This is a genomic window from Pseudomonas coronafaciens pv. oryzae str. 1_6 (assembly GCF_000156995.2).
In the GTDB taxonomy this organism is placed as follows: Bacteria; Pseudomonadota; Gammaproteobacteria; order Pseudomonadales; family Pseudomonadaceae; genus Aquipseudomonas; species Aquipseudomonas tremae.
The window spans coordinates 4,499,353-4,519,228 of the sequence record NZ_CP046035.1 but is presented as its reverse complement, the minus strand read 5'-3'; the positions used below and the strand labels follow the sequence as shown (position 1 = coordinate 4,519,228).

At 56.9% G+C, this 19,876-nt stretch carries 20 protein-coding genes; 3 read left to right on the top strand and 17 right to left on the bottom strand.

Annotated features, from left to right (window positions below; genetic code table 11):
* Positions 1–132: 132 nt before the first annotated feature.
* The gene (ospF, locus tag POR16_RS20290) at positions 133–936 is read left to right on the top strand and encodes a type III secretion system effector phosphothreonine lyase (protein ID WP_005895618.1); all 804 of its coding nucleotides are present in this window, start codon (positions 133–135) and stop codon (positions 934–936) included.
* A gap of 350 nt (positions 937–1,286) precedes the next feature.
* On the top strand, positions 1,287–2,330 hold the full coding sequence (locus POR16_RS26665) for a hypothetical protein (protein ID WP_005895620.1): 1,044 nt from the start codon (positions 1,287–1,289) through the stop codon (positions 2,328–2,330).
* 33 nt (positions 2,331–2,363) lie between these two features.
* Here POR16_RS26665 and POR16_RS20280 read toward each other — a convergent pair whose 3' ends face one another.
* From POR16_RS20280 to pilB, 17 genes are all read right to left on the bottom strand, one after another.
* Positions 2,364–3,440: a protein-glutamate methylesterase/protein-glutamine glutaminase gene (locus tag POR16_RS20280; RefSeq protein WP_005895623.1), complete on the bottom strand. Its 1,077-nt coding sequence runs from the start codon at positions 3,438–3,440 to the stop codon at positions 2,364–2,366.
* Positions 3,403–3,936 carry a chemoreceptor glutamine deamidase CheD gene (cheD, locus tag POR16_RS20275; protein ID WP_005895625.1) on the bottom strand — a complete coding sequence of 178 codons (534 nt, stop codon included), beginning with the start codon at positions 3,934–3,936 and terminating at the stop codon, positions 3,403–3,405. Before cheD ends, POR16_RS20280 begins: the two co-directional genes overlap by 38 nt.
* A complete protein-coding gene (locus tag POR16_RS20270; protein WP_005895627.1) occupies positions 3,933–4,742 on the bottom strand; it encodes a CheR family methyltransferase in 810 nt (269 codons plus the stop codon). Before POR16_RS20270 ends, cheD begins: the two co-directional genes overlap by 4 nt.
* A 9-nt stretch (positions 4,743–4,751) precedes the next feature.
* Positions 4,752–5,291 carry a chemotaxis protein CheW gene (locus POR16_RS20265; RefSeq protein WP_005895629.1) on the bottom strand — a complete coding sequence of 180 codons (540 nt, stop codon included), beginning with the start codon at positions 5,289–5,291 and terminating at the stop codon, positions 4,752–4,754.
* Positions 5,292–5,327: 36 nt separating this feature from the next.
* The gene (locus POR16_RS20260; RefSeq protein ID WP_024690841.1) at positions 5,328–6,983 is read right to left on the bottom strand and encodes a methyl-accepting chemotaxis protein; all 1,656 of its coding nucleotides are present in this window, start codon (positions 6,981–6,983) and stop codon (positions 5,328–5,330) included.
* Positions 6,984–7,011: 28 nt separating this feature from the next.
* Positions 7,012–9,111 (bottom strand): chemotaxis protein CheA, encoded by a 2,100-nt coding sequence (locus POR16_RS20255; protein WP_005895631.1) that lies wholly within the window; start codon positions 9,109–9,111, stop codon positions 7,012–7,014.
* A 47-nt stretch (positions 9,112–9,158) separates the two neighbouring features.
* The gene (locus POR16_RS20250; protein WP_024690839.1) at positions 9,159–9,449 is read right to left on the bottom strand and encodes an STAS domain-containing protein; all 291 of its coding nucleotides are present in this window, start codon (positions 9,447–9,449) and stop codon (positions 9,159–9,161) included.
* A gap of 23 nt (positions 9,450–9,472) precedes the next feature.
* Complete coding sequence (locus POR16_RS20245; RefSeq protein WP_005895634.1) at positions 9,473–9,841, bottom strand: response regulator; 369 nt, start codon at positions 9,839–9,841, stop codon at positions 9,473–9,475.
* 9 nt (positions 9,842–9,850) lie between these two features.
* Positions 9,851–10,684: a methyl-accepting chemotaxis protein gene (locus POR16_RS20240; RefSeq protein ID WP_392397433.1), complete on the bottom strand. Its 834-nt coding sequence runs from the start codon at positions 10,682–10,684 to the stop codon at positions 9,851–9,853.
* A gap of 724 nt (positions 10,685–11,408) precedes the next feature.
* Positions 11,409–12,707 carry an NAD(P)/FAD-dependent oxidoreductase gene (locus tag POR16_RS20235; RefSeq protein ID WP_005895640.1) on the bottom strand — a complete coding sequence of 433 codons (1,299 nt, stop codon included), beginning with the start codon at positions 12,705–12,707 and terminating at the stop codon, positions 11,409–11,411.
* A 217-nt stretch (positions 12,708–12,924) separates the two neighbouring features.
* Positions 12,925–13,458 (bottom strand): MOSC domain-containing protein, encoded by a 534-nt coding sequence (locus POR16_RS20230; RefSeq protein ID WP_005895644.1) that lies wholly within the window; start codon positions 13,456–13,458, stop codon positions 12,925–12,927.
* On the bottom strand, positions 13,455–14,084 hold the full coding sequence (locus POR16_RS20225; RefSeq protein WP_005895647.1) for a DUF1780 domain-containing protein: 630 nt from the start codon (positions 14,082–14,084) through the stop codon (positions 13,455–13,457). The genes POR16_RS20230 and POR16_RS20225 overlap by 4 nt, the downstream gene beginning before the upstream one ends.
* A 143-nt stretch (positions 14,085–14,227) precedes the next feature.
* Positions 14,228–14,437: a DNA gyrase inhibitor YacG gene (yacG, locus tag POR16_RS20220; RefSeq protein WP_005895648.1), complete on the bottom strand. Its 210-nt coding sequence runs from the start codon at positions 14,435–14,437 to the stop codon at positions 14,228–14,230.
* Positions 14,434–15,057: a dephospho-CoA kinase gene (gene coaE / locus POR16_RS20215; RefSeq protein ID WP_005895649.1), complete on the bottom strand. Its 624-nt coding sequence runs from the start codon at positions 15,055–15,057 to the stop codon at positions 14,434–14,436. Before coaE ends, yacG begins: the two co-directional genes overlap by 4 nt.
* Positions 15,054–15,926, bottom strand: coding sequence for a prepilin peptidase (locus tag POR16_RS20210; RefSeq protein WP_005895651.1), 873 nt, complete (start codon positions 15,924–15,926; stop codon positions 15,054–15,056). Before POR16_RS20210 ends, coaE begins: the two co-directional genes overlap by 4 nt.
* 1 nt (position 15,927) lies before the next feature.
* Positions 15,928–17,145, bottom strand: coding sequence for a type II secretion system F family protein (locus POR16_RS20205; RefSeq protein ID WP_005895653.1), 1,218 nt, complete (start codon positions 17,143–17,145; stop codon positions 15,928–15,930).
* A 2-nt stretch (positions 17,146–17,147) separates the two neighbouring features.
* On the bottom strand, positions 17,148–18,842 hold the full coding sequence (pilB, locus tag POR16_RS20200) for a type IV-A pilus assembly ATPase PilB (RefSeq protein ID WP_005895655.1): 1,695 nt from the start codon (positions 18,840–18,842) through the stop codon (positions 17,148–17,150).
* Positions 18,843–19,068: 226 nt separating this feature from the next.
* Here pilB and POR16_RS20195 point away from each other — a divergent pair, with 226 nt between their 5' ends.
* Entirely contained in the window at positions 19,069–19,473 is a 405-nt protein-coding gene (locus POR16_RS20195) for a pilin (RefSeq protein WP_005895657.1), read from the top strand.
* Positions 19,474–19,876: the final 403 nt, after the last annotated feature.

Below are 19,876 nucleotides of genomic sequence, written 5' to 3'. Positions count from 1 at the left end.
ATCAACTTAAGGTCGCTGGTTCTACGTGAACAGACAGCCATCAATCCATTCAGGCTCATGAATACAAAAGGGGGACGACGGCGTCGCCACCCCTGCATTTTGGTTCTCGATAGAAAGCAGGAAATCAATGTTATGCCCGTAAACAGCCTCATGCTGAGTTTGAAGCTGAACACCCAGCTGACTCCACCACCGGTAAGAAAAAATACAAACGCTGAACTGAATCGCATGAATAAGGGAGAGGTACTTGCCCACACTCAGACCCGGTTCGCCTTGAATCACCGTGCCCCCACCTACGAGATCTTACAGCGAGCGCGGGGCGAGAATCATGGCGGCTGGACGGCGTTCAACAAATGCCGGATGACGGGCACCGACATGTTTATTCACATGGACCGCAGAGCGCCCAAGAGCAAGGGCGACTTTGCCGGTGACAAGTTTCACCTGAGTGTGGCGCCCGAGCACGTTGCGCGCGCATTTGATGCGATAGGCAAACTGTTACAAGCCGACGACAGCCCTGTCGACAAGTGGAAAGTGACCGACATGAGTGGCGTACATACAAACGCGCCGCCTGAACAAGCGCGCATCACGCAGGGCGCTCAATTTACGCTGTATGCCAAACCTGACCGTGCGGATAACACCTACAGCCCCGAATACATGGGGAAAATGAGGGGCTTGATCAGCAGCATCGAGCATGAGTTGCGAGCGGCCGGTATAGCGCAGAGCCGTAATCGCCCGGCCTCGGATGTTGCTCCCGGACACTGGGCGTATGCGTCTTATCGTAATGAACACAAAAGCGAGAGAGCGGGGTCATCCAGCCAAGCTAATGAACTTGAAACAGAACCGTTTTTTCAGTTGGTTTCATTTGCTGAGGTTGCTGCTTCGCCAGTGAATGCAAACGCCGGAAATCGCTCATTGCTGCCACCACCCTGGACCCGCTGAGCAGGCCTGGCTTGTGGATCGTCGCTGCATACAAACCAGCTCCCCTTACATCACATGGCTCACAACCCTTGACGGGTACTGTGCAGATTCTGTGATGACCGCTGGTGACACCTGCATGTGCTTACAAAGCACGTGTTGAAAATAGAAAACGCCGTCGCACAACGAGGCGTCTTACAAGGAAACACTTCATGCCAAACCCGGTATCTCAACATTCTGCCAATCATGCCTACCTCCACAATCAGTCTTCCGGTAGCCAGCGCCCTGCTTCACGTGCTCAGGCGGCCCCACACAGTGTTCAGCGTGCCAGGCCAGGAAACGCGACGGCGCTCGTCGGAGGACACCCCGTTGCCATGGCCGCGATTAACCGGACAGGGTTTGCGTCTGCGTTTGCAACTTCCCAGACCGTGCACACCACGATGATGGGTCAACAAGGCATATCGCCTGCTTTTGCTCAGCAAGTTTTAAATCAGAGCCAGCGATTGGCGCACGCGGCTGAGCATGAGAAACAGCATATTCTCAGCAGTCAGCTGAATAATTTCCCGACAGAAAGAAACGGAATTGCACACAACAGCCTGCAGCACTTTCGCCGCTATTCACCCGCGCAGGGCAAGCACATCGTTGATGCATTGCATACCTATCAGGCGGACTATGGCGATAACTACCTGATGAATATCAGCGCGATGGGTTATCGCTCCCTGAGGCATTACCTGCAATCCCTCGACCCTAAATATAACAACGAAGCCGAGGTCAATAAGTTTGTCCGTGATTTCGCTCGACATTATGAGGCGGGCGAACTGAACGCCAGTGAAGTTGAAATGCACAAGACTCACATCGAACATCAGCTGGCGCCGCAAGTCGCCCTTTTACAACAGTTTATTCACGCCGCTCCGCGTATTTCAGGCGTTTCCCTCTTGAAAGGGGCGACAGGGCATAACGATCTGTTCACCACCCAACTGGACGGCCGTTCAGCACTGGGCGCCTTGCTGGCGGGACAATCAATACGATTCAACGGCTTCCTCAGCACCACATCAGGCGCCGCAGCCGCTGTAGAGTTCTCCAGTGTGGACGATGGCAGAGAGTTGGGAAGGGCTCGGTACACGGTAGATTTTTCAAGCAGAGATGCGGCTTCCGAGGTGTTGCGCAGGCAGGCAATTGGAGAGCTGCGGCGTGGTAACTTCGATCCGGCATCGATTTTTTTCCGCTTCAAGGCCGACCGTGTTGCGGGTATCCACGTCGACGCAATTCAGGATGCTCATAACCCGCAGATGAGCATCAGCGGCGCGGGTGAGCAGGAAGTTCTGCTCAATCCGGGGCATTACTTTCAGCCCGAAAAGATTGTGATGCTTGAACAAGGTTTTGCAGTCACTGGCAGGCTCTCTTATGGCGGACGCTGAGGTTTCCTGAGCTGATCGGCAAGCGCGCTGACGTTACCGGTGCAAGATCACCTGATGAATCTCCTGCAGCGGAATAATCCGTTGCGCTGCATTCAGTTTGATCGCTTCCTTGGGCATGCCGAACACCACGCAACTGGCCTCATCCTGAGCCACGGTCGAGCTGCCTGCGTCGAGCATTTCCTTGAGCCCGCGTGCGCCGTCGTCGCCCATGCCGGTCATGATGATGCCGGTGGCGTTCTTGCCGGCGAACTTGGCCACAGAGCGAAACAGTACGTCCACGGAAGGACGGTGCCGGTTGACTAGCGGGCCGTCGATGACCTGAACGTGATAATAGGCGCCGCTGCGCGTGACCATCATGTGCTTGCCGCCTGGCGCAATCAGCGCCAGGCCCGGCAGGATGCGGTCATTGTTTCGGGCCTCGCGCACTTCGATCTGGCTAAGGCTGTTCAAGCGTTCGGCGAACGAGGCGGTGAACTTTTCCGGCATGTGCTGGACGATGACCATGCCGGGGCACACGCGGGGCAGGGCGGTCAATACCGCTTCCAGCGCCTGGGTGCCGCCGGTCGACGTACCGATCGCGACGATGCGTTCGGTGGTCTGCGCCATGGCATGGCCACTGGCGGCAGGCAGGATGGCGTCGGCGGTTAACTTGCTGGCGGGGTTCAGGACTGGTGCAGCGGCGCGCTTGCCAAGGTTTTTGACATTGGAATGTGCGGCCGCACGAATCGCCGAAATCAGCTCGGCAGCGGACTCGATCAGGAAGTTCTTCAGGCCGGTCGTGGGCTTGGTGATGATTTCCACCGCCCCTGCGGACAACGCCTGCAGCGACGTTTCCGCGCCTTTCTGGGTCAGCGACGAGCAGATCACCACCGGTGTCGGCCGCTCGCTCATGATCTTCTTGAGAAACGTGATGCCATCCATGCGCGGCATTTCCACGTCCAGCACGATGACGTCGGGCCATTCCTGGGCCAGCTTGCTCATGGCAAATATCGGGTCTGACGCCGCGCCCATTACATGAATGTCGGGGGTGTCGTTGAGGATGGCTACGAGTACCTGGCGAACGACAGCCGAATCATCGACCAGCAATACGCTGATTTTTTTGTTTGGCATCTTTTTCACTTACATCCATTGGTTGGTGCCTGACCCATACGTTTCCGTCCCACAGGTCGAAGATGATGTTGCGATGACCGGTGCTGCCGAGGTCCTGAGCGATCAGTTGCAGATGGTGCTGCTCGGCCAGCGCAAGCGCTGCGTGAATGTTCAGGTCTGCGACGTTATGCATGTGTTGCTCGAGACGTTGAGCAGGAAACATTTCACCGCCACCAAACAGCTTGATCTGATACTCCGCAGGCAGTGTGCCATTGGCCAGCGCGTGGCGGATCAGTATTTCCATTGCCTCATCGGCGTATTTGCCGTCCAGCGGCTCGTGCTTGCGGATACGCCCCGGCAGCATGAAATGGCACATGCCGCCAATACGCCGATGCGGATGCCAGAAGGTGATCGCCACGCAGGAACCCAGCAGCGTACGCAAGCGCACAGGCCGGGTCTCGAAGACCACGTCGCCGGGGGCCAGCACTGTTTCGCAGACGCCGACGGGGGTGTTCATGGTTTGCGGTAGATCGAAGGGGAGACCATTTTCAACACGTCATTCACACCGTTCAGGCTTTCCGAGTGGCTGATGATGAAATAGCCACCGGGTTTGAGGCGCGGTATCAATCGCGCCACGACTTTGCTCTTGGTCTCCTGATCAAAATAAATCATCACGTTGCGCAGGAAAATGACGTCGAACTCACCCAGATCCGGAAGGGTTTCATTTAGATTGACCTGCACGAAGCTGACCCGGCTGCGCAAAGACTTGTCGATCAGGAAGGTGCCTTCCTGGCGACCTGTGCCTTTCAGACAATATTTGAACAGCAAAGGTTGCGGAAGCGTCTCGGTACGCTCCATCGGGTAGTGGCCGCTGCGCGCTTTGATCAGCACCCGCGTGCTGATGTCCGAGCCGATGACCTCCCATGGCGAGGTGCCCAGTTGTTCGGCCAGTGTCATTGCCAGGCTGTAGGGCTCTTCGCCAGACGAGCTGGCAGCGCTCCATATCCGGAATACCTTGCCCGGCGAGACCTTCGGCAGTACATGCTGGCGCAGGAAATCAAAGTGCTTGGGCTCGCGAAAAAAGTAGGTTTCATTGGTGGTGAGCAAATCCAGCGCAATTTGCAGCTCGCCATTGCGCTGGTCGGTCATGATCAGCTTGAAGTACTCTCCGTAGCTGTCCAGCTCGTAGTGCTTGAGGCGTTTGAACAGGCGGCCAGCGACCAGTGCTTTCTTGGCCGACGTCAGTTTGATGCCCGCAGCGCGGTACAGCCAGGACTGGAACTGGCCGAACTCGCGATCACTGAGCGACGCTGTATCAACCATGCGCGGGCCTCAATGGGCGTCAAGGTCGGCAGCAGGTGTCTGACCCGCTGCCGCCAGGCTGGACATCTCGTCGATGGACAGCACCTTCTCGACTTCCAGCACGATCACGAACTTGCCATCGACCTTGGCCATGCCGCTGATGAAATCAGCACGAATCCGCGCGCCGAAATTGGGCGGCGGCTCGATCTGTGACGCAGGTATTTCCAGTACCGCCGAGACATTATCGACCAGCAAGCCGATGTCCTGCGGCTGACCGTCCTCGGTACTGGCTTCGATGATGATGACGCACGAGCGCCGGGTAATGTCCGAGTTCTGGCGCCCGAAACGCGCCGACAGATCAACCACCGGCACCACCGCGCCGCGCAGGTTGATCACGCCGCGCACGAACGCGGGCATCATCGGCACGACGGTCAGGCTGCCGTACTCGATGATTTCCTTGATGCCCAGAATGCCGATGGCGAACATCTCGCCACCCAGCATGAATGTCAGGTACTGCGCCTCTTCCTCGACCGCTGTTGCGGCCTGTCGAGTCGTGACCAATGAGCCCATGTCGTTCTCCCAGTGAATCGGTATCGAAGCCGTCGATCAGAAACGAGTGAATTCCGATTCGTCCGGCGAGCTGGCCATGCTGTGCGTAAAGGCCTTGCGCGGCGCTTGCTGCACGGGCCTTGGCGGCTGGCGGGTCGGGCTGCCGTGGCTGTCGATCTTGTTGCTGTGTGCTGCGGCTTTTGGCGACGCGTCGAGGGTGAAGAAGCTCATGGATTGCTGCAGTTGTTCGGCCTGGCTGCTCATTTCTTCTGCCGTGGCGGCCAGCTCTTCGCTACTCGATGCGTTCTGCTGGGTTACCTGATTGAGTTGCGTCATGGCCGTGTTGATCTGTGCGACGCCTGCCGCCTGCTCTTCGGAAGCGGCGCTGATTTCCTGCACCAGATCAGAAGTCTTGTTGATCGATGGCACCATCTCGTCCAGCAACTTGCCGGCCTTTTCGGCCATTTCCACGCTGCTGGAAGACAGCTCGCCAATCTCCTGAGCGGCAATCTGGCTTCGTTCCGCCAGCTTGCGCACCTCGGCAGCCACCACCGCGAAGCCTTTGCCATGCTCACCGGCGCGGGCCGCTTCGATAGCAGCGTTCAGTGCAAGGAGGTTGGTCTGGTAGGCAATGTCATCAATGATGCTGATGCGCTGGGCAATCTTTTTCATCGCGACCACGGTCTGCTGTACCGATTCGCCACCATCGGTGGCTTCTTTGGCAGCCTTGCTGGCCATGCCGTCGGTGACCTTGGCGTTCTCGGTGTTCTGGTTGATGCTGGCGCTCATCTGTTCGACCGAAGCGCTGGTCTCTTCGACGCTGGCTGCCTGTTCGCTGGTCGCCTGGCTCATCGACTGTGCCGTCGCGCTGACTTCTTCCGAGGCGCTGGCCAGGTTGTCGGCGGCGTTACGCACTTCGCCGATGATGTGCGACAGTTTGCCGACCATATTGCGCATGGCGTTTAGCACCATGCCGGTCTCGTCCTTGGAGCCGTGACCAATGTGTGCGTTGAGGTTGCCCTCGGCCAGTTGCTCAGCGGCAGTGGCTGCTTCCTTGAGTGGGCGCGAAATGATCCGCGCGATGAACAGCGCCAGGCCCAGACCGATCAGCAAGGCTGCAACCAGTACCACGATGATCGAAATACGTGAGGTTTCGTACAGGCTGGTGCCCTTGTTGCCAGCGATGGTCGCGCCAGCTTCATTCAGATCGACCATTTTTTGCAGCTGAGTGGTCACTTCATCAAAATGCGTCTTGGATTCGCCCTTGAGTAACGTGCGCGCCTGAGCCTCCAGGTTTTGGCGTGATTGATCGAACAGGTCGCTACTGACCTTCAGGTAGGCGGCCCATGACGCGCTCACGCTACTGAACAATTGACGATCTTCATCACTGACAATCAACTTGTCGTAAATGGCCAGTCGCGCTTCAAACTGCTTGCGTGCTTCTGCTGCCTCAAGCTCCATCTGGGCTTTTTCCGGGGCAGCGTCCGCGGCGATATGACGGTTTTCCTTTAGTCGGTAACTGGCTGCGAAGAATCGCATGCCCGCAGCCGCCCGCATGGACGGCATCCAGTTTTCCTTGATGTCCTGCGCGGCCTGGTTGACCTGGCCTAGCTGGATAATCGCAAAGACTCCCATCGCTGCGGTCAACGCCAGAACCACCAGAAAAGAGGTAATCAGCTTGGTGGATATCTTCAGATCGTAAAACCATTTCATCGGGTTACTCCTTGGAATTGCAAATCCGTCAGCGAGAAGCGGGCGAGAGCGAATGAGGGGACTGGGTGGCGCGGACGTCCATTTGTACGATCTGGTTGAGCAATGCCGGTATGTCGAGAATCAACGCCACCGCACCGCTGCCCAGAATCGTCGAGCCGCTGATTCCGCGCAGAGCGCCAAACAGCTTGCCCAAGGGTTTGATCACGGTCTGGAATTCGCCGAGCAGGTCATCCACCACCAGCCCGGCCTTGTGTTCGGCGTAGCGCACTACCACCACGTTCTGGCGGCGTGCTGCGGGGCCTTCGTGGTTGAAGTGCTCGCGCAGGTAGACCAGCGGCAGCACCTCGCCACGCAGGTCCAGGTAGCCGTTGTCGCGGCTCGTCTGGCGATCCTGTTCATCCAGCTCGATGCATTCCTGAACCATGTCCAGCGGGATCACGTAAGTCGACTGGTCAATGCCGACCAGAAAACCGTTGATGATCGCCAGCGTCAGGGGCAGACGAATGCGCACGATGGTGCCCTGGCCGGGCTGGCTGTCGAGGTCGACAGTGCCGCGCAGCAGGGTGATGTTGCGCTTGACCACGTCCATGCCGACGCCGCGCCCGGACAGGTTGGTGACGGCTTCGGCGGTAGAAAAACCAGGTTCGAAGATCAGGTTGTAGATTTCCTGATCGGTCAGGCTCGCACCGGCAGCCACCAGACCGCGCTGCTGGGCCTTGTCCAGAATGCGCTCGCGGTTGAGGCCGGCACCGTCATCGGCAATCTCGATGACGATACTGCCCGAGTCATGGTAGGCGTTCAGACTCAAGTGGCCCTTGGCCGGTTTGCCAGCGGCGCGGCGGGCTTCGGCGCTTTCGATACCGTGGTCCATCGAGTTGCGCAGCAGGTGCATCAGCGGGTCGCCGATCTTCTCGACAACCGTCTTGTCCAGTTCGGTTTCTGCGCCGTTGATGATCAGGTCGATATCCTTGCCCAGTTCCTGACTGACATCGCGCACCACCCGACGAAATCGGTTGAAGGTGTCGCCGATCGGGATCATGCGCAGGTGCAGCGCGCCGTCGAGAATCTGCTCGACCAGCCCCGACACGGTCGAGCTGGCTTCCTGAAGCGGATCGTTGTCGCACGACTTGGCCAACAGGCTGGCGCCAGCGCTGGCAATCACCAGTTCGCCGACCAGGTTGATCAACTCGTCGAGCTTGTCGGCATTGACGCGCACATAACGTCCGTCCTTACTTTTCTGGTCGCCGCTCTGTGAGCGATCCACCACCGTCGCAATGCCAGGTTCTCGCGGCACCGCTCGCTGGTCGCCCAGCAGTTCGCCGCTTGCCACTACAGTGCTGCGCTCGTTCTGCGACACCAGTTCTGTGCCGACAGGCTCGGCATCTGCTTCGACTTGATCGATCAGGGTGATTTCCACGGTGCAGTCTTCACGCACGAAGTCGAATACTTCGTTGATTGCGGCGTGACCGGCAGCGGAGCGGAACTCGATCTCGAAACCCAGGTGACACGATTCCGGGTCCCACGATTCCACCGCTGGAATGCTGTCGGTGACGGTCGTGACCTTGACCATCTGCCCCAGTGTGTTGAGGTAACGCAGGAACGACAGCGGGTCCATGCCATTGCGAAACACATCCACGCCGAAGCGCAGAGAGATATGCCATGACGCTTCGACTTCTTCGCCATCAGTGACGCCGGTTGCAGCAGCCTCTTCGGCAGCCTGCGTGGTGTCTGGTGCCTGATAGACCTGCAACGCCTGACGCAGCGCAGCTTCGCGCTCAAGAGCAGGCGGCTGAAGTTGCTCGCCCCGACTGGCGACCACGTCGATCAGCTCGAGCATGTGATCGCCGGACTTGAGCAGCACTGCGATCAGCTGTGCATCCACTGAAACGCTGCCTTCGCGCAGACGATCCAGCACGTCCTCGACGATGTGGGTAAAACTCACGATCGGGGTCAGCCCGAACAATCCGGCCGAACCCTTGATGGTGTGTGCCGCACGAAAGACTGCGCCAATCGCGTCCACATCACCCGGTTCGCTTTCAAGTTGCAGGAGGGATTCCTCCATCGCCTGCAACAGCTCTCGCGCTTCGACGATAAACGTCTGCTGAGCCTGATCGAGGTTAATGCTCACATTGACTTCCTATGTCCAACTACTCGGCAATGCTGCCAATAGGTGCGCTACAGCACGACGCCCGGGTTGCATAACTCGAAGGTTTCCGTCACGGCCTTGCTCTGGCCGGTCATGTGCAGCGCTGTGCCGTTTTTTTCGGCCTCGCGCTGAATGACCGCGAGCAATTGCAGTCCCGCGCCATCCATTTCGGTTACTTGCGACAGGTCGACGTCCAGTCTTGCGGCTGTGCCGACCTGCGGCAGTATTCGGGCGGCGAGTTCGGTGACGGTGTAGATCGTCAACTCGCCTTCGATCTGCACGCGGGCGGCGTCTTGGCTGGTCTCTGCAGATGTCGTCATGCTGACCTCCAGGGCCGTCGGTCTCAGGGCAGGATCAGCTTGGATACGGCGGCCAGCATTTGTGCTGGCTGAAATGGCTTCACCACCCAGGCTTTTGCACCGGCGGCCTGACCCTCGGCCTTTTTCGATTCCTGAGACTCGGTGGTCAGCATGATGATGGGGGTGAACTTGTAACTGGCCAGCTTCTTCACCTCTTTGACGAAGGTGATTCCATCCATGTTCGGCATGTTGACGTCGCTGATGATCAGGTGCACTTTCTGCCCTGTCAGCTTGCCCAGTGCATCCTTACCGTCGCTGGCTTCGATGACATCGTATCCGGCACTTTTCAGAGCAATGCCGACGACCTGCCGGACACTGCTTGAATCGTCGACCACCAATACACTCTTAGCCATGATCTACTCCTAGAAGAACGTGATTTCCTGCGAATTCTGCTGCGCAGCCGATTCGCCGCGGTGTGTACGGCGTTGTTCATCGGTTGCGTAGGTGGACTCCATGCGTGCCAGCCATTGTCGCGCGTCGATGGCAACGGCTTCGTCCGGGGACTGACTGGCCTGTAGCAGGTGCGCATAAAGAGAGTCGATGTTGTCGCGAACATGGGCCAGGATCTGGCTGACCCTGTCCTGAAACTGCAGGCTGACCAGCACTTCGGTCATCTCGTCGCGAATACCGTAGCTTTCCTGTTTCAGCAGGTCGGCGGATTCGGCCAGACGTCCGGTAATGCTCTGGAAGCGCTCCAGCACGTTCTGGATGCCTTGCTCGGAGGCTGTAACGGAATGGCTGTCCTGATCGGCACCGCTGGAGGCGGCTTGCACCAGTTGCGTAATGGCGTTGTTGATGATGTCGACCTTGGCCGACATCTGCTGGCCGGTTTCGCTGGACTTGCTGGACAGGCTGCGCACGGCGTCGGCCACTACCGCAAAACCGCGTCCCGCTTCGCCCGCGCGGGCGGCTTCGATGGCAGCGTTGAGGGCCAGCAGGTTGGTCTGCGCAGCAATGGCGGCCACGTCGGCGGCCATGGTGCGCAATTCGCCTGTGTAGGCAGTGAGGCCGCGAACCTGGGAAAGCGTCTGGTCACGACTGGCTTGTGTGGCCTTGAGCGAGTCGATCACCTGAGTCAGCTCGCTGTCGCTCTGCGACAGCGCTTTCAACGCGCCGTCGGCATTCTGTCCGTCCAGTTCGCCGGCTGCGTGCTGCGAAGCCTGCACCGTATCCTGCAAACGTTCGGAAATCCCCATGAACCGGGTGGTCAACGCGACGATGGCGGTTTCGGTCTGCTCGCGCGAGCTTTCGACCTGCTTGACCCAGATCGGCATCGCACCGAGCAGTACCTCATTAATCTGAGTACTGGCGGCCATCGCGGTGGTTTGAGCGTTGTGCGTGTGTTGGTGATCCAGCGCCTGAGCGACGGCCAGATTCACTTTGTCGGCCTGCGAGCGGGCTGCCCAGAAACCGGCACCGACACCCACCGCGATCAGCACAGCACTGGCGAAAAGATTGTCTGGCGCTGTGCCCGACTGGACGAACAGCCAGGCGACGGCGGGGATGACAGGAATCAACGGGAACCAGACGAAACGCGGATGGGCTTGTACTGGCGGGGTGCGGAGTTGATTCGACATCATGGGTTCGATCCTTGAACAGTGCTACTACGATTAACAACTGTAAGGTTATCTGCGTGATCGCGACGAACTTGATAGCCACGTCAACGCCTTCCGTCCGTTAGGCCATACGGAAAGCTATAACTGTTAAAAATAGCTGTTATTGCGAGGACGGCAAGTCAGCACGAGAATCGTGCCGGACGCTTGTAGTTCGTGGCGTGGCGGGGCAGGTGGGGCGAGGGTTGGATCGTAGCTCGCGTTTGGAGAGCTGACTCATCTCGTAACACTCTGCGCCGCCGCATGCAGCGCAGAGCCTGGTAAACAGCGTGCCAACCCCGACAGGCATTGGCACAGGTGCTACAGGTTAGTGCAGCTTCATCCGTGGCTCGGTGCCTTTGCCGATTTTGCTGCCCAGCATCAGCATCAGGGTGCGGAAGGCGCCATACAGCGCCATCTGGTGCATGCGATACAGCGACACGTAGAACATCCTCGCGAGCCAGCCTTCGAGCATTACGCTGCCCATCAAGTTACCCATCAGATTGCCGACCGCCGAAAAGCTCGACAGGGAAATCAACGAGCCGTAGTCCTTGTAGGTGTACTCCGGCAGTGTCTTGCCTTCGATCCGCAGACGCAGCGATTTGGCCAGCAAAGACGCCTGCTGATGAGCCGCTTGAGCGCGAGGCGGAACATTGCGGTCGGTGCCTTTTTGCGGGCAGGCCGCGCAGTCGCCGAAGGCAAAGATATTTTCGTCGCGGGTGGTCTGTAGCGTCGGCAGCACTTGCAACTGATTGATGCGGTTGCTCTCCAGCCCATCCAGCTCATGCAGGAAGGCCGGGGCACGGATACCCGCCGCCCAGACTTTCAAACTCGCAGGAATGACTTCCCCGGTCGCCGTGATCAAACCGTCTGCCGTCACCTCACTCACGGCAGCGTTTGTCAGCACTGTCACGCCCAGTTTTTCAAGCGTCTTGTGGACTGGCGCACCGATACGTTCAGGCAGTGCCGGCAACACTCGCGGACCGGCCTCTATCACCGTGATGCGCAGGTTTTCAGGCTTTATCTGGCCCAGCCCGTAAGCCGCCAGCTCGTGCGCCGCGTTGTGCAGCTCTGCCGCCAGCTCTACGCCGGTAGCCCCAGCGCCAACGATGGCGACGGTGATTTCCCGGGTGCTGTCGGCCTGACCTGCGTGGGCGCGCAGGTAGTGGTTGAGCAGTTGCTGATGGAAGCGCTCGGCCTGCTTGCGACTGTCGAGAAACAGACAGTGCTCGGCAGCGCCTTTGGTGCCGAAATCATTGGTGGTGCTGCCGACTGCGATCACCAGCGAGTCATACTCCAGGCTGCGCGCCGGAACCAGCTCCACGCCCGTTTCATCCAGCGTGGCCGCCAGATGGATCTGACGGCTTGCACGGTCCAGCCCGGTCATGCGACCGAGCTGAAACTGAAAGTTGTTCCACTTGGCCTGCGCCACGTAATTCAGCTCGTCCTCATACGAGTTGAGCGAACCTGCAGCCACCTCGTGCAACAGTGGTTTCCAGATATGTGTCAGGTTGGCGTCCACCAGCGTGACAATTGCCGTGCCTTTTTTGCCCAGGGTTTTACCCAGACTGGTAGCCAGCTCCAGACCGCCAGCGCCTCCGCCAACGATAACAATACGGTGCGTCATAAGGATTACTCGGAAGGTTTAAGAAATTCGGGGGAAGCTCGATCTGCGCGAGCGCCAGGCAGCTCATAGCGTCAGATGGCTCGATAAAGCGGTTCATTACGGCAGTGCCTGTATCAGGAGCGAAATGCGCTCGACTGGCTGCCAAGTGGCCTGAAGGTACTCTTCGACACGCCTTTGCGGTGCGGGGTTCAGCAGGCTGATCACTTTATGCGTCGTCTTAGGCGTGCGGTCGCACAGGGGGCCAGGCATCGGTGATTTCCAGTGGCTCGACCTGCAAGGTGTCGTCCAGACGGATGATGCCGCTTTGTAACACTCGCGCAGTAATTCCGCCATGCCCACGCACCGCCTGAAAGGTGCCGTGGCCAAGGCGTTGCTCAAGCTTTGCGCACGGCTGGCACCAGCCAGTGGTTTCGAAAATGGCCTGGCCAACCCTGAAGCGCCGGTGCTTGAGGCTGAACAGATTGATGCCGCTGATCACCAGATTGCGGCGCAAGTCCTGCGGCACGATGGGGTTGTCGGCAGACCGGCTCAGCAAAGAACCGACCACAGCCAGGTGCTCCCACTGAATCAGTGTGACCTGCCGCGCATTGCGTGGGCCGGGCCGTGAGTGATCACCGGTCAGGCCAGCCTCGCGACGCGCTTCCACCGCATCCAGCTCAATCATCTCGGCACGCGACTCTGGACGCACACCGATCCAGCGCACGCGGCCTTGTTGAGGCACATCGGCCAGCAATTCCTGAAAAGGGCTCATAGACTGATTCCAACATCGAAAACGACACTGCGGCCCAAGTTGGTACGCAGAAAATCCGGGGCACCCGGATGCGCGAACAATACCCGGGCAAACGTCGGCCCCACCAGCGATAGCGAGCGCCAGCCCTGTCGCAGGTATTCGGTCGGCGGAGGAAAGTGACTGTTCAGATCGAGCACTTCACGCTTGAGACTGGCAAACGCAATGATATCCAGCTCACCCAGATCAATGCCGCGTTCGCGATAGTTGGTGGATTTCTTACGCAGGGTAGGGGCGAGTCGGTGCAACAGTTCGGAGGCAGGAATGCGTTTGGGCTTGGCTTCCCGGCGCACCAGTTGGCTCAGCGAAAACGCGCTTCGTCGTCGCTGCAACTCTTCACGCCACTCGTCATTCAGGCGACGCCCCTCATCCAGCACGAAAAACACCTCGAAACGCCCGTCACGAAATAGCACGTCGGGCGGCTCCTGACTAGCAGGCGTGAAGTCCTCATTGCGGTGCGCAATGTTCAGCCCCTGCAACAACCGCTGACAAACCCAACGCTCACGCTCCCACTTCCGCGCATTGGACAGAAAGGCATTGGCTTGTTCGGCCTGGATCGTCAACAGGCGCAGGTAGTCTGAGTCATCCATAGGGCCAAGCTTAGCGTTCAAGTTGCCATGACTGGAAGAGCCAATGCAGAGGGGGAGGCTGGCAATTCGCTTTTTACGCTTGCGGCGCCCTGACGTGTCGCTGAAATACAGCCTTCGCGAGCTTAAATTCCCGCTTTTGAGCCTCAATGCCCCCTGTGTGGGGCCTCAAGGTCACCCGAAAACATCTCATCCTCGGCATCCGGGCTCACCGGAATTGCATGCTCTTCAGAAGCCCACGCCCCCAGATCAATCAGCTTGCAGCGCTCGGAACAAAACGGACGGCTTGGGCTGGCTGCGCTCCACTCCACTGAGGTGTCGCAGGTTGGGCATTGAACGGTCATTGGTTGGCTCATGATTGGCCTCCACGCAAAGTAAGGTAAAAGTGGTGCAGCCGCTCGACTTCGCTGACCAGCCAGTTGTGATCGCGGTCGTTGACCAGTATGTCATCGGCATGGCGCAGGCGGTCTTCACGCTGGATCTGCACCTTGAGAATGGCTTCGACCTGCTCCTGGCTGGAACCGTCACGCAGCATCGTGCGTTCTATCTGCAAGCGCTGTGGCGCATCGATAACCAGCAGACGCTTCACCATCCGGGATTGCCCGGACTCGATCAGCAGTGGCGAAACCAGAATGGCGTACGGCGATTTGGCCTTGGCCAGATGACTGACGATTTCCTGATTGATCAGCGGGTGTAGCAGCGCTTCCAGCCAGCGTCGCTGCTCCGCGTTTTCGAAGATCAGCTTGCGCAGTGCGCCGCGATCCAGCTCGCCGCTGGCCTGCAATACGCCGTTGCCGAAATGTGTGGCTATCTGCTCAAGCGCAGGCCGCCCAGGTTCGACTACCCAGCGGGCGGCGTGGTCGGCATCCACGGTGTCAATGCCGAGGTTGATAAAGCACTGTGCCGCTGCACTTTTACCGCTACCAATGCCGCCAGTCAGGCCGAGAATCCAGGGTTTTTGATCAGGGTGGGTCATCTGAAACCGGTAAACTGCATGTAAGAGTCGGTTATTTGACCACCCCAGAGCAAAGCGATCCACCCCGCAATGGCAAGATAAGGACCAAAGGGGATCGGCGTACCGCTTTCGACCCTGCGCACGCGCATCATGATCACCCCAAGCACCGCACCCACCAGTGACGACAACAGGATGGTCAACGGCAGAATCTGCCAACCGCCCCACGCGCCAAGCATGGCCAGCAGTTTGAAATCGCCATAACCCATGCCTTCCTTGCCGGTCACCAGCTTGAACAGCCAAAACACCGACCACAGCGCCAGATATCCCGCCACAGCACCCCAGAGCGCATCATTTAGCGATGTGAACAGCCCAAAGGCGTTAACAATCAGGCCCAACCACAACAATGGCAGCACCAGAGAATCAGGCAACAGCTGATGATCGGCATCGATCAGACTCATCGCCAGCAATCCCCAGCTCAACACCAACATGGCTGCAGCCTGCCAGCCAAAGCCAAAATGCCAGGCGACATAGGCCGACAAAACTGCGCAGGTCAGCTCGACCAACGGGTAGCGTTTGCTGATCGGCGCTTTGCATTGCGAGCATTTGCCACGCAGCAACAGGTAGCTGAGGATCGGCAGGTTTTCCCACGGGCGTATCTTGTGCGCGCAGTGCGGGCAGCTGGAACGGGGTCGGTTCAGGTTGAAAACGGGCTGGTCGGGCTCTGCGGGCAAACCGAGCATTTCACGGGATTGTGCTTTCCAGTCGCGCTCCATCATTTTTGGGAGGCGGTAGACGACTACGTTCAGGAAGCTTCCTATGATCAAGCCGAGAATGCAGCAGGTGGTGACGAAGGCCAAGGGGGAGCTGGCCAGGAGGTCGAGGAGGGGCATGTCAGACGACGTTTCCGAGTTGGAAGATAGGTAGATACATCGCAATGACCAGCCCGCCGACGATTACTCCCAAAAAGGCCATGATCATCGGTTCCATGAGGCTGGTCAGATTGTCGACCATGTTGTCGACTTCATCCTCATAGTAGGTAGCAACTTTGTCGAGCATGGTGTCCAGAGCTCCGGATTCCTCGCCAATGGCAGTCATCTGAATCGCAAGGCTTGGAAATACTCCTGTTGAGCGCATCGAGAAATTCAGTTGCATACCAGTTGAGACATCTTGCTTTACCTTATTGACTGCGTTTTTGAACACTACGTTGCCCGTGGCTCCAGCAACTGAGTCCAAAGCCTCTACAAGCGGAACGCCAGCAGCGAATGTAGTAGCAAGCGTACGGGCATAACGAGCAACCGACGACTTGAAAATCAACGGGCCAATGATAGGTACTTTCAGTAAGAAGCGGTCGAGGGTGTCTCGGAATTTTTGAGACTGCTTATAAGCTCGTTTGAACAAAAAAAAGCTGACGAAAAATAGACCAACGATTGCCAGCCACCATTTTTGTACGACGTCGGACAGGCCGATTACCATCAGTGTGAAAGTGGGCAATTGGGCGCCGAAGCTAGCGAAGACTGACTGGAACTGCGGCACCACTTTGATCAGCAAAATGCCGGACACAATCATTGCGACGATCAACACGGCAATCGGGTATGTCATGGCTTTTTTGATTTTAGCTTTTAGCTTTTCGGTCTTTTCTTTGTATCTCGCAACCCGGTCCAGCAGGCTTTCAAGTGCGCCAGCTTGCTCGCCGGCGTCTACCAGGTTGCAAAAAAGATCGTCGAAATACTCGGGCTTTTGTCGCAAGGCGGTTGCAAAACTATTACCCGCTGAAACTTCCTGTTTGAGCGAATTTACCAGCACTCGCATATTCGGATTCTCTGCACCCTCGCTGATAATATCGAATGACTGAAGCAGTGGCACGCCTGCCTTCATCATTGTCGCCATCTGCCGAGAAAAGAACGCGATGTCCAGAGGCTTGATTTTCTTGCCCTTACCAAAAATGGACGCCGATTTCTTGCGCACCTTTGTAGGGGTGATCCCTTGCTTACGCAGTTGGGCTTTTACGAGTGCCAGATTATGGCCGCTCAGCTCTCCACTGGTTTTAGTGCCTTTCTTGTCAACCCCTTCCCAAATGAAAACGATGACTTTGGCTGCCTTGCTGGCCATGTTTAATCCTTGGTTACGCGGTTGACTTCTTCAAGGCTGGTGATGCCTTGCATCGCTTTTGACAAGCCCGAAGTGCGCAGATCATTGAAACCGTCTTTGCGCATCTGTCTGGATATCTCAAGCGAGTTCCCTTCTTCCATGATAATGCGTTCCAGCTCTGCTGTTTTTTTGACCACTTCGTAAATACCTACCCGGCCTCTATAGCCGCCGTTGCAATGTTCGCAGCCCACGGGGCCAAAGATTTTGAACGTTCCGATTTTTGATTCCGGGAAGCCTTCCTGAATCAACGTCTCCCGCGGAATATCGATTTCTTTCTTGCAGTGGCTGCAAAGTTTGCGTGCAAGTCGTTGCGCGATAATCAGGTTGATCGCTGTGGCAATGTTGAATGCAGCGACGCCCATGTGATGTAAACGCGTCAGGGTTTCTGCTGCGCTGTTGGTGTGCAGCGTTGAAAGCACCATATGGCCTGTCTGTGATGCCTTGATGGCGATCTCGGCAGTTTCCAAATCACGTATCTCGCCGACCATGATCACGTCGGGATCTTGACGCAAGAAGGCGCGCAATGCCTGAGAAAAGTCGAGTCCTTGGCGTGGGTTGACGTTGACCTGATTGATGCCTTCAAGGTTGATCTCTACCGGGTCTTCAGCGGTGGAAATGTTGATGTCCACAGTATTGAGGATATTCAGCCCGGTATACAGGGAAACAGTCTTGCCAGAACCCGTAGGGCCGGTCACAAGAATCATGCCTTGTGGCTGCTTTAGCGCCTCCAGATACAGTGCCTTTTGCTCTGGTTCATAGCCCAGAGCGTCAATGCCCATCTGCGCACTGGTCGGATCAAGAATACGCATCACGATCTTCTCGCCCCATAGCGTGGGCAAGGTGTTCATACGGAAATCGATGGCCTTTGTTTTGGACACCCTTAACTTGACCCGGCCATCCTGCGGTTTACGTCGCTCGGAAATATCGAGGCTGGCCATGACTTTCAAGCGGGCAGCAATACGGTTTGCCAGATGAATCGGCGGCCTGGCGACTTCGTGCAGAATGCCGTCGGTACGCAAGCGCACACGAAAGATCTTTTCATAGGGCTCGAAGTGCAGGTCAGATGATCCTAGCCTGATAGCATCCAACAGCATTTTGTTGACGAAGCGCACCACCGGGGCGTCGTCAGCATCATTCTGTGCAGCAAGGGAGGTTTCCTTGCCATCAGCGGGTTCGATATCCAGACCCAGATCGACATCTTCCAGGTTGCCCAGCCCGCTGTCATTGTCAAAAAAACGGTCTATCGCAGTGGTCAGCTTGTCGTCTTCGACCAGAATCGCTTCAGTGTTCAGGCCGGTGCTGAACTGAATATCGGTCACCGCCTGATGGTTAGTCGGGTCCGAAATACCGATAAACAGCTTGTTACCTCTTCGCCATAGTGGAAGGGCATGATGCTGTCGAATAAGCTTTTCACTCACCAGCCCCTTAGGCTGGCTTTCCTTGTCCAGGCTGGCCAGATCCATAAAAGGGACACCAAACTGATCCGAAGCCATCTCTGCGAGCGTCAGGCTTTTGACCAGCTTGTTCTGAACCAGATAGCTCACCAACGAAATCTTGTCGCGGCGCGCTTGTTGATACGCTTGCTGCGCAACGGTTTCGGTAAGCAGCTCGGCAAGGACCAATTGTTTGGCCAAGCCAGTGAGTACAGCATCAGTCATAAAACCACCAGACACAGACAGTGTGAGGGTTATAGCGCAGTCGGGCTGTGCTGCCAAATAGCAGAGGGGCATGTGACGAAAATTGTCAGTTTCTGCTGGTTTCAGAGCTTTCAATGCCACTGAATATGTAGTGTGGGCGACGTTATCGGCGAGAAAGAAGTTTTGGCACGACCTATGCTTGCACGCTCCCAAGGCACCACCTAATTGACGCCTCGGAGAAGTAGATATGAACGTACAAAAAGGTTTTACGCTGATCGAACTGATGATCGTCGTTGCGATCGTGGGCATTTTGGCGGCGGTGGCTATTCCGCAGTACAACTCCTATACCCTCAAAGCTAAGTATTCTGAGGTTGTATCGATGGCAAATGCTTACCAAACCGCAGTTGCATCTTGTGTGCAAGAAACAGGTAAGAAGGAAGGTTGTGATCTAACTAAGAATAGTATTCCAGATACACAGGCTACTACACATGTTGCTAGTGTTGCAGTTAAAGATGGTACTATTACTGTCACACCTACTGCGACAACTATTGCCGCTGCTACTTATGTCGTTACTCCTGTTATAGGTGCTGGCGCGGTGACGTGGACTCAGTCCGGTGGCTGCCTTACTTCGACTCCAATTCTTTGCAAATAGTCAGTTGTGGTAAGGTTGTGGTCAATGGTTTTTGAATGTTGGCTCTTCTTTACATGTTTTTTTGTGAAGTGTCTGGATAAGTTTTGTCAGGTTTTTTGTTTTAAAATTGTAATTGGGAGTCTGGTCAGTGATGGCCAGACTCCTTTTTTGGAAAAAGACTGGCTTTGGTGTGACGTATGAGTAAATGATTGGTTCCCATACTTATTTTGTTCTCGGTATTTTACAGTTTAATGATGTCCTCGGTTTATTTACATGCTCACTCCCCTTCAATCTAAGCTGAATTCGTTTTCCACAACCACTTCACGCTCCGGCAGCAAATTCAACCTAACTCAGGAATTCCTAACAAAGCCGAATGCGACAACATTGCCAGCACAGTCCGAGCCACCGCGCTATCCCGCTGAAC

What these genes read in the sequence shown, in the direction of transcription:
- POR16_RS20205 (WP_005895653.1), bottom strand. Translation starts at nt 17,145, where the DNA reads ATGGCCAGCAAGGCAGCCAAAGTCATCGTTTTCATTTGGGAAGGGGTT.
- POR16_RS20280 (WP_005895623.1), bottom strand. Translation starts at nt 3,440, where the DNA reads ATGCCAAACAAAAAAATCAGCGTATTGCTGGTCGATGATTCGGCTGTC.
- POR16_RS20230 (WP_005895644.1), bottom strand. Translation starts at nt 13,458, where the DNA reads ATGAGCCCTTTTCAGGAATTGCTGGCCGATGTGCCTCAACAAGGCCGC.
- POR16_RS20270 (WP_005895627.1), bottom strand. Translation starts at nt 4,742, where the DNA reads ATGGTTGATACAGCGTCGCTCAGTGATCGCGAGTTCGGCCAGTTCCAG.
- ospF (WP_005895618.1), top strand. Translation starts at nt 133, where the DNA reads ATGCCCGTAAACAGCCTCATGCTGAGTTTGAAGCTGAACACCCAGCTG.
- POR16_RS20240 (WP_392397433.1), bottom strand. Translation starts at nt 10,684, where the DNA reads ATGGGGATTTCCGAACGTTTGCAGGATACGGTGCAGGCTTCGCAGCAC.
- POR16_RS20235 (WP_005895640.1), bottom strand. Translation starts at nt 12,707, where the DNA reads ATGACGCACCGTATTGTTATCGTTGGCGGAGGCGCTGGCGGTCTGGAG.
- POR16_RS20245 (WP_005895634.1), bottom strand. Translation starts at nt 9,841, where the DNA reads ATGGCTAAGAGTGTATTGGTGGTCGACGATTCAAGCAGTGTCCGGCAG.
- pilB (WP_005895655.1), bottom strand. Translation starts at nt 18,842, where the DNA reads ATGACTGATGCTGTACTCACTGGCTTGGCCAAACAATTGGTCCTTGCC.
- POR16_RS20210 (WP_005895651.1), bottom strand. Translation starts at nt 15,926, where the DNA reads ATGCCCCTCCTCGACCTCCTGGCCAGCTCCCCCTTGGCCTTCGTCACC.
- yacG (WP_005895648.1), bottom strand. Translation starts at nt 14,437, where the DNA reads ATGAGCCAACCAATGACCGTTCAATGCCCAACCTGCGACACCTCAGTG.
- coaE (WP_005895649.1), bottom strand. Translation starts at nt 15,057, where the DNA reads ATGACCCACCCTGATCAAAAACCCTGGATTCTCGGCCTGACTGGCGGC.
- POR16_RS20225 (WP_005895647.1), bottom strand. Translation starts at nt 14,084, where the DNA reads ATGGATGACTCAGACTACCTGCGCCTGTTGACGATCCAGGCCGAACAA.
- cheD (WP_005895625.1), bottom strand. Translation starts at nt 3,936, where the DNA reads ATGAACACCCCCGTCGGCGTCTGCGAAACAGTGCTGGCCCCCGGCGAC.
- POR16_RS26665 (WP_005895620.1), top strand. Translation starts at nt 1,287, where the DNA reads ATGGCCGCGATTAACCGGACAGGGTTTGCGTCTGCGTTTGCAACTTCC.
- POR16_RS20250 (WP_024690839.1), bottom strand. Translation starts at nt 9,449, where the DNA reads ATGACGACATCTGCAGAGACCAGCCAAGACGCCGCCCGCGTGCAGATC.
- POR16_RS20195 (WP_005895657.1), top strand. Translation starts at nt 19,069, where the DNA reads ATGAACGTACAAAAAGGTTTTACGCTGATCGAACTGATGATCGTCGTT.
- POR16_RS20265 (WP_005895629.1), bottom strand. Translation starts at nt 5,291, where the DNA reads ATGGGCTCATTGGTCACGACTCGACAGGCCGCAACAGCGGTCGAGGAA.
- POR16_RS20260 (WP_024690841.1), bottom strand. Translation starts at nt 6,983, where the DNA reads ATGAAATGGTTTTACGATCTGAAGATATCCACCAAGCTGATTACCTCT.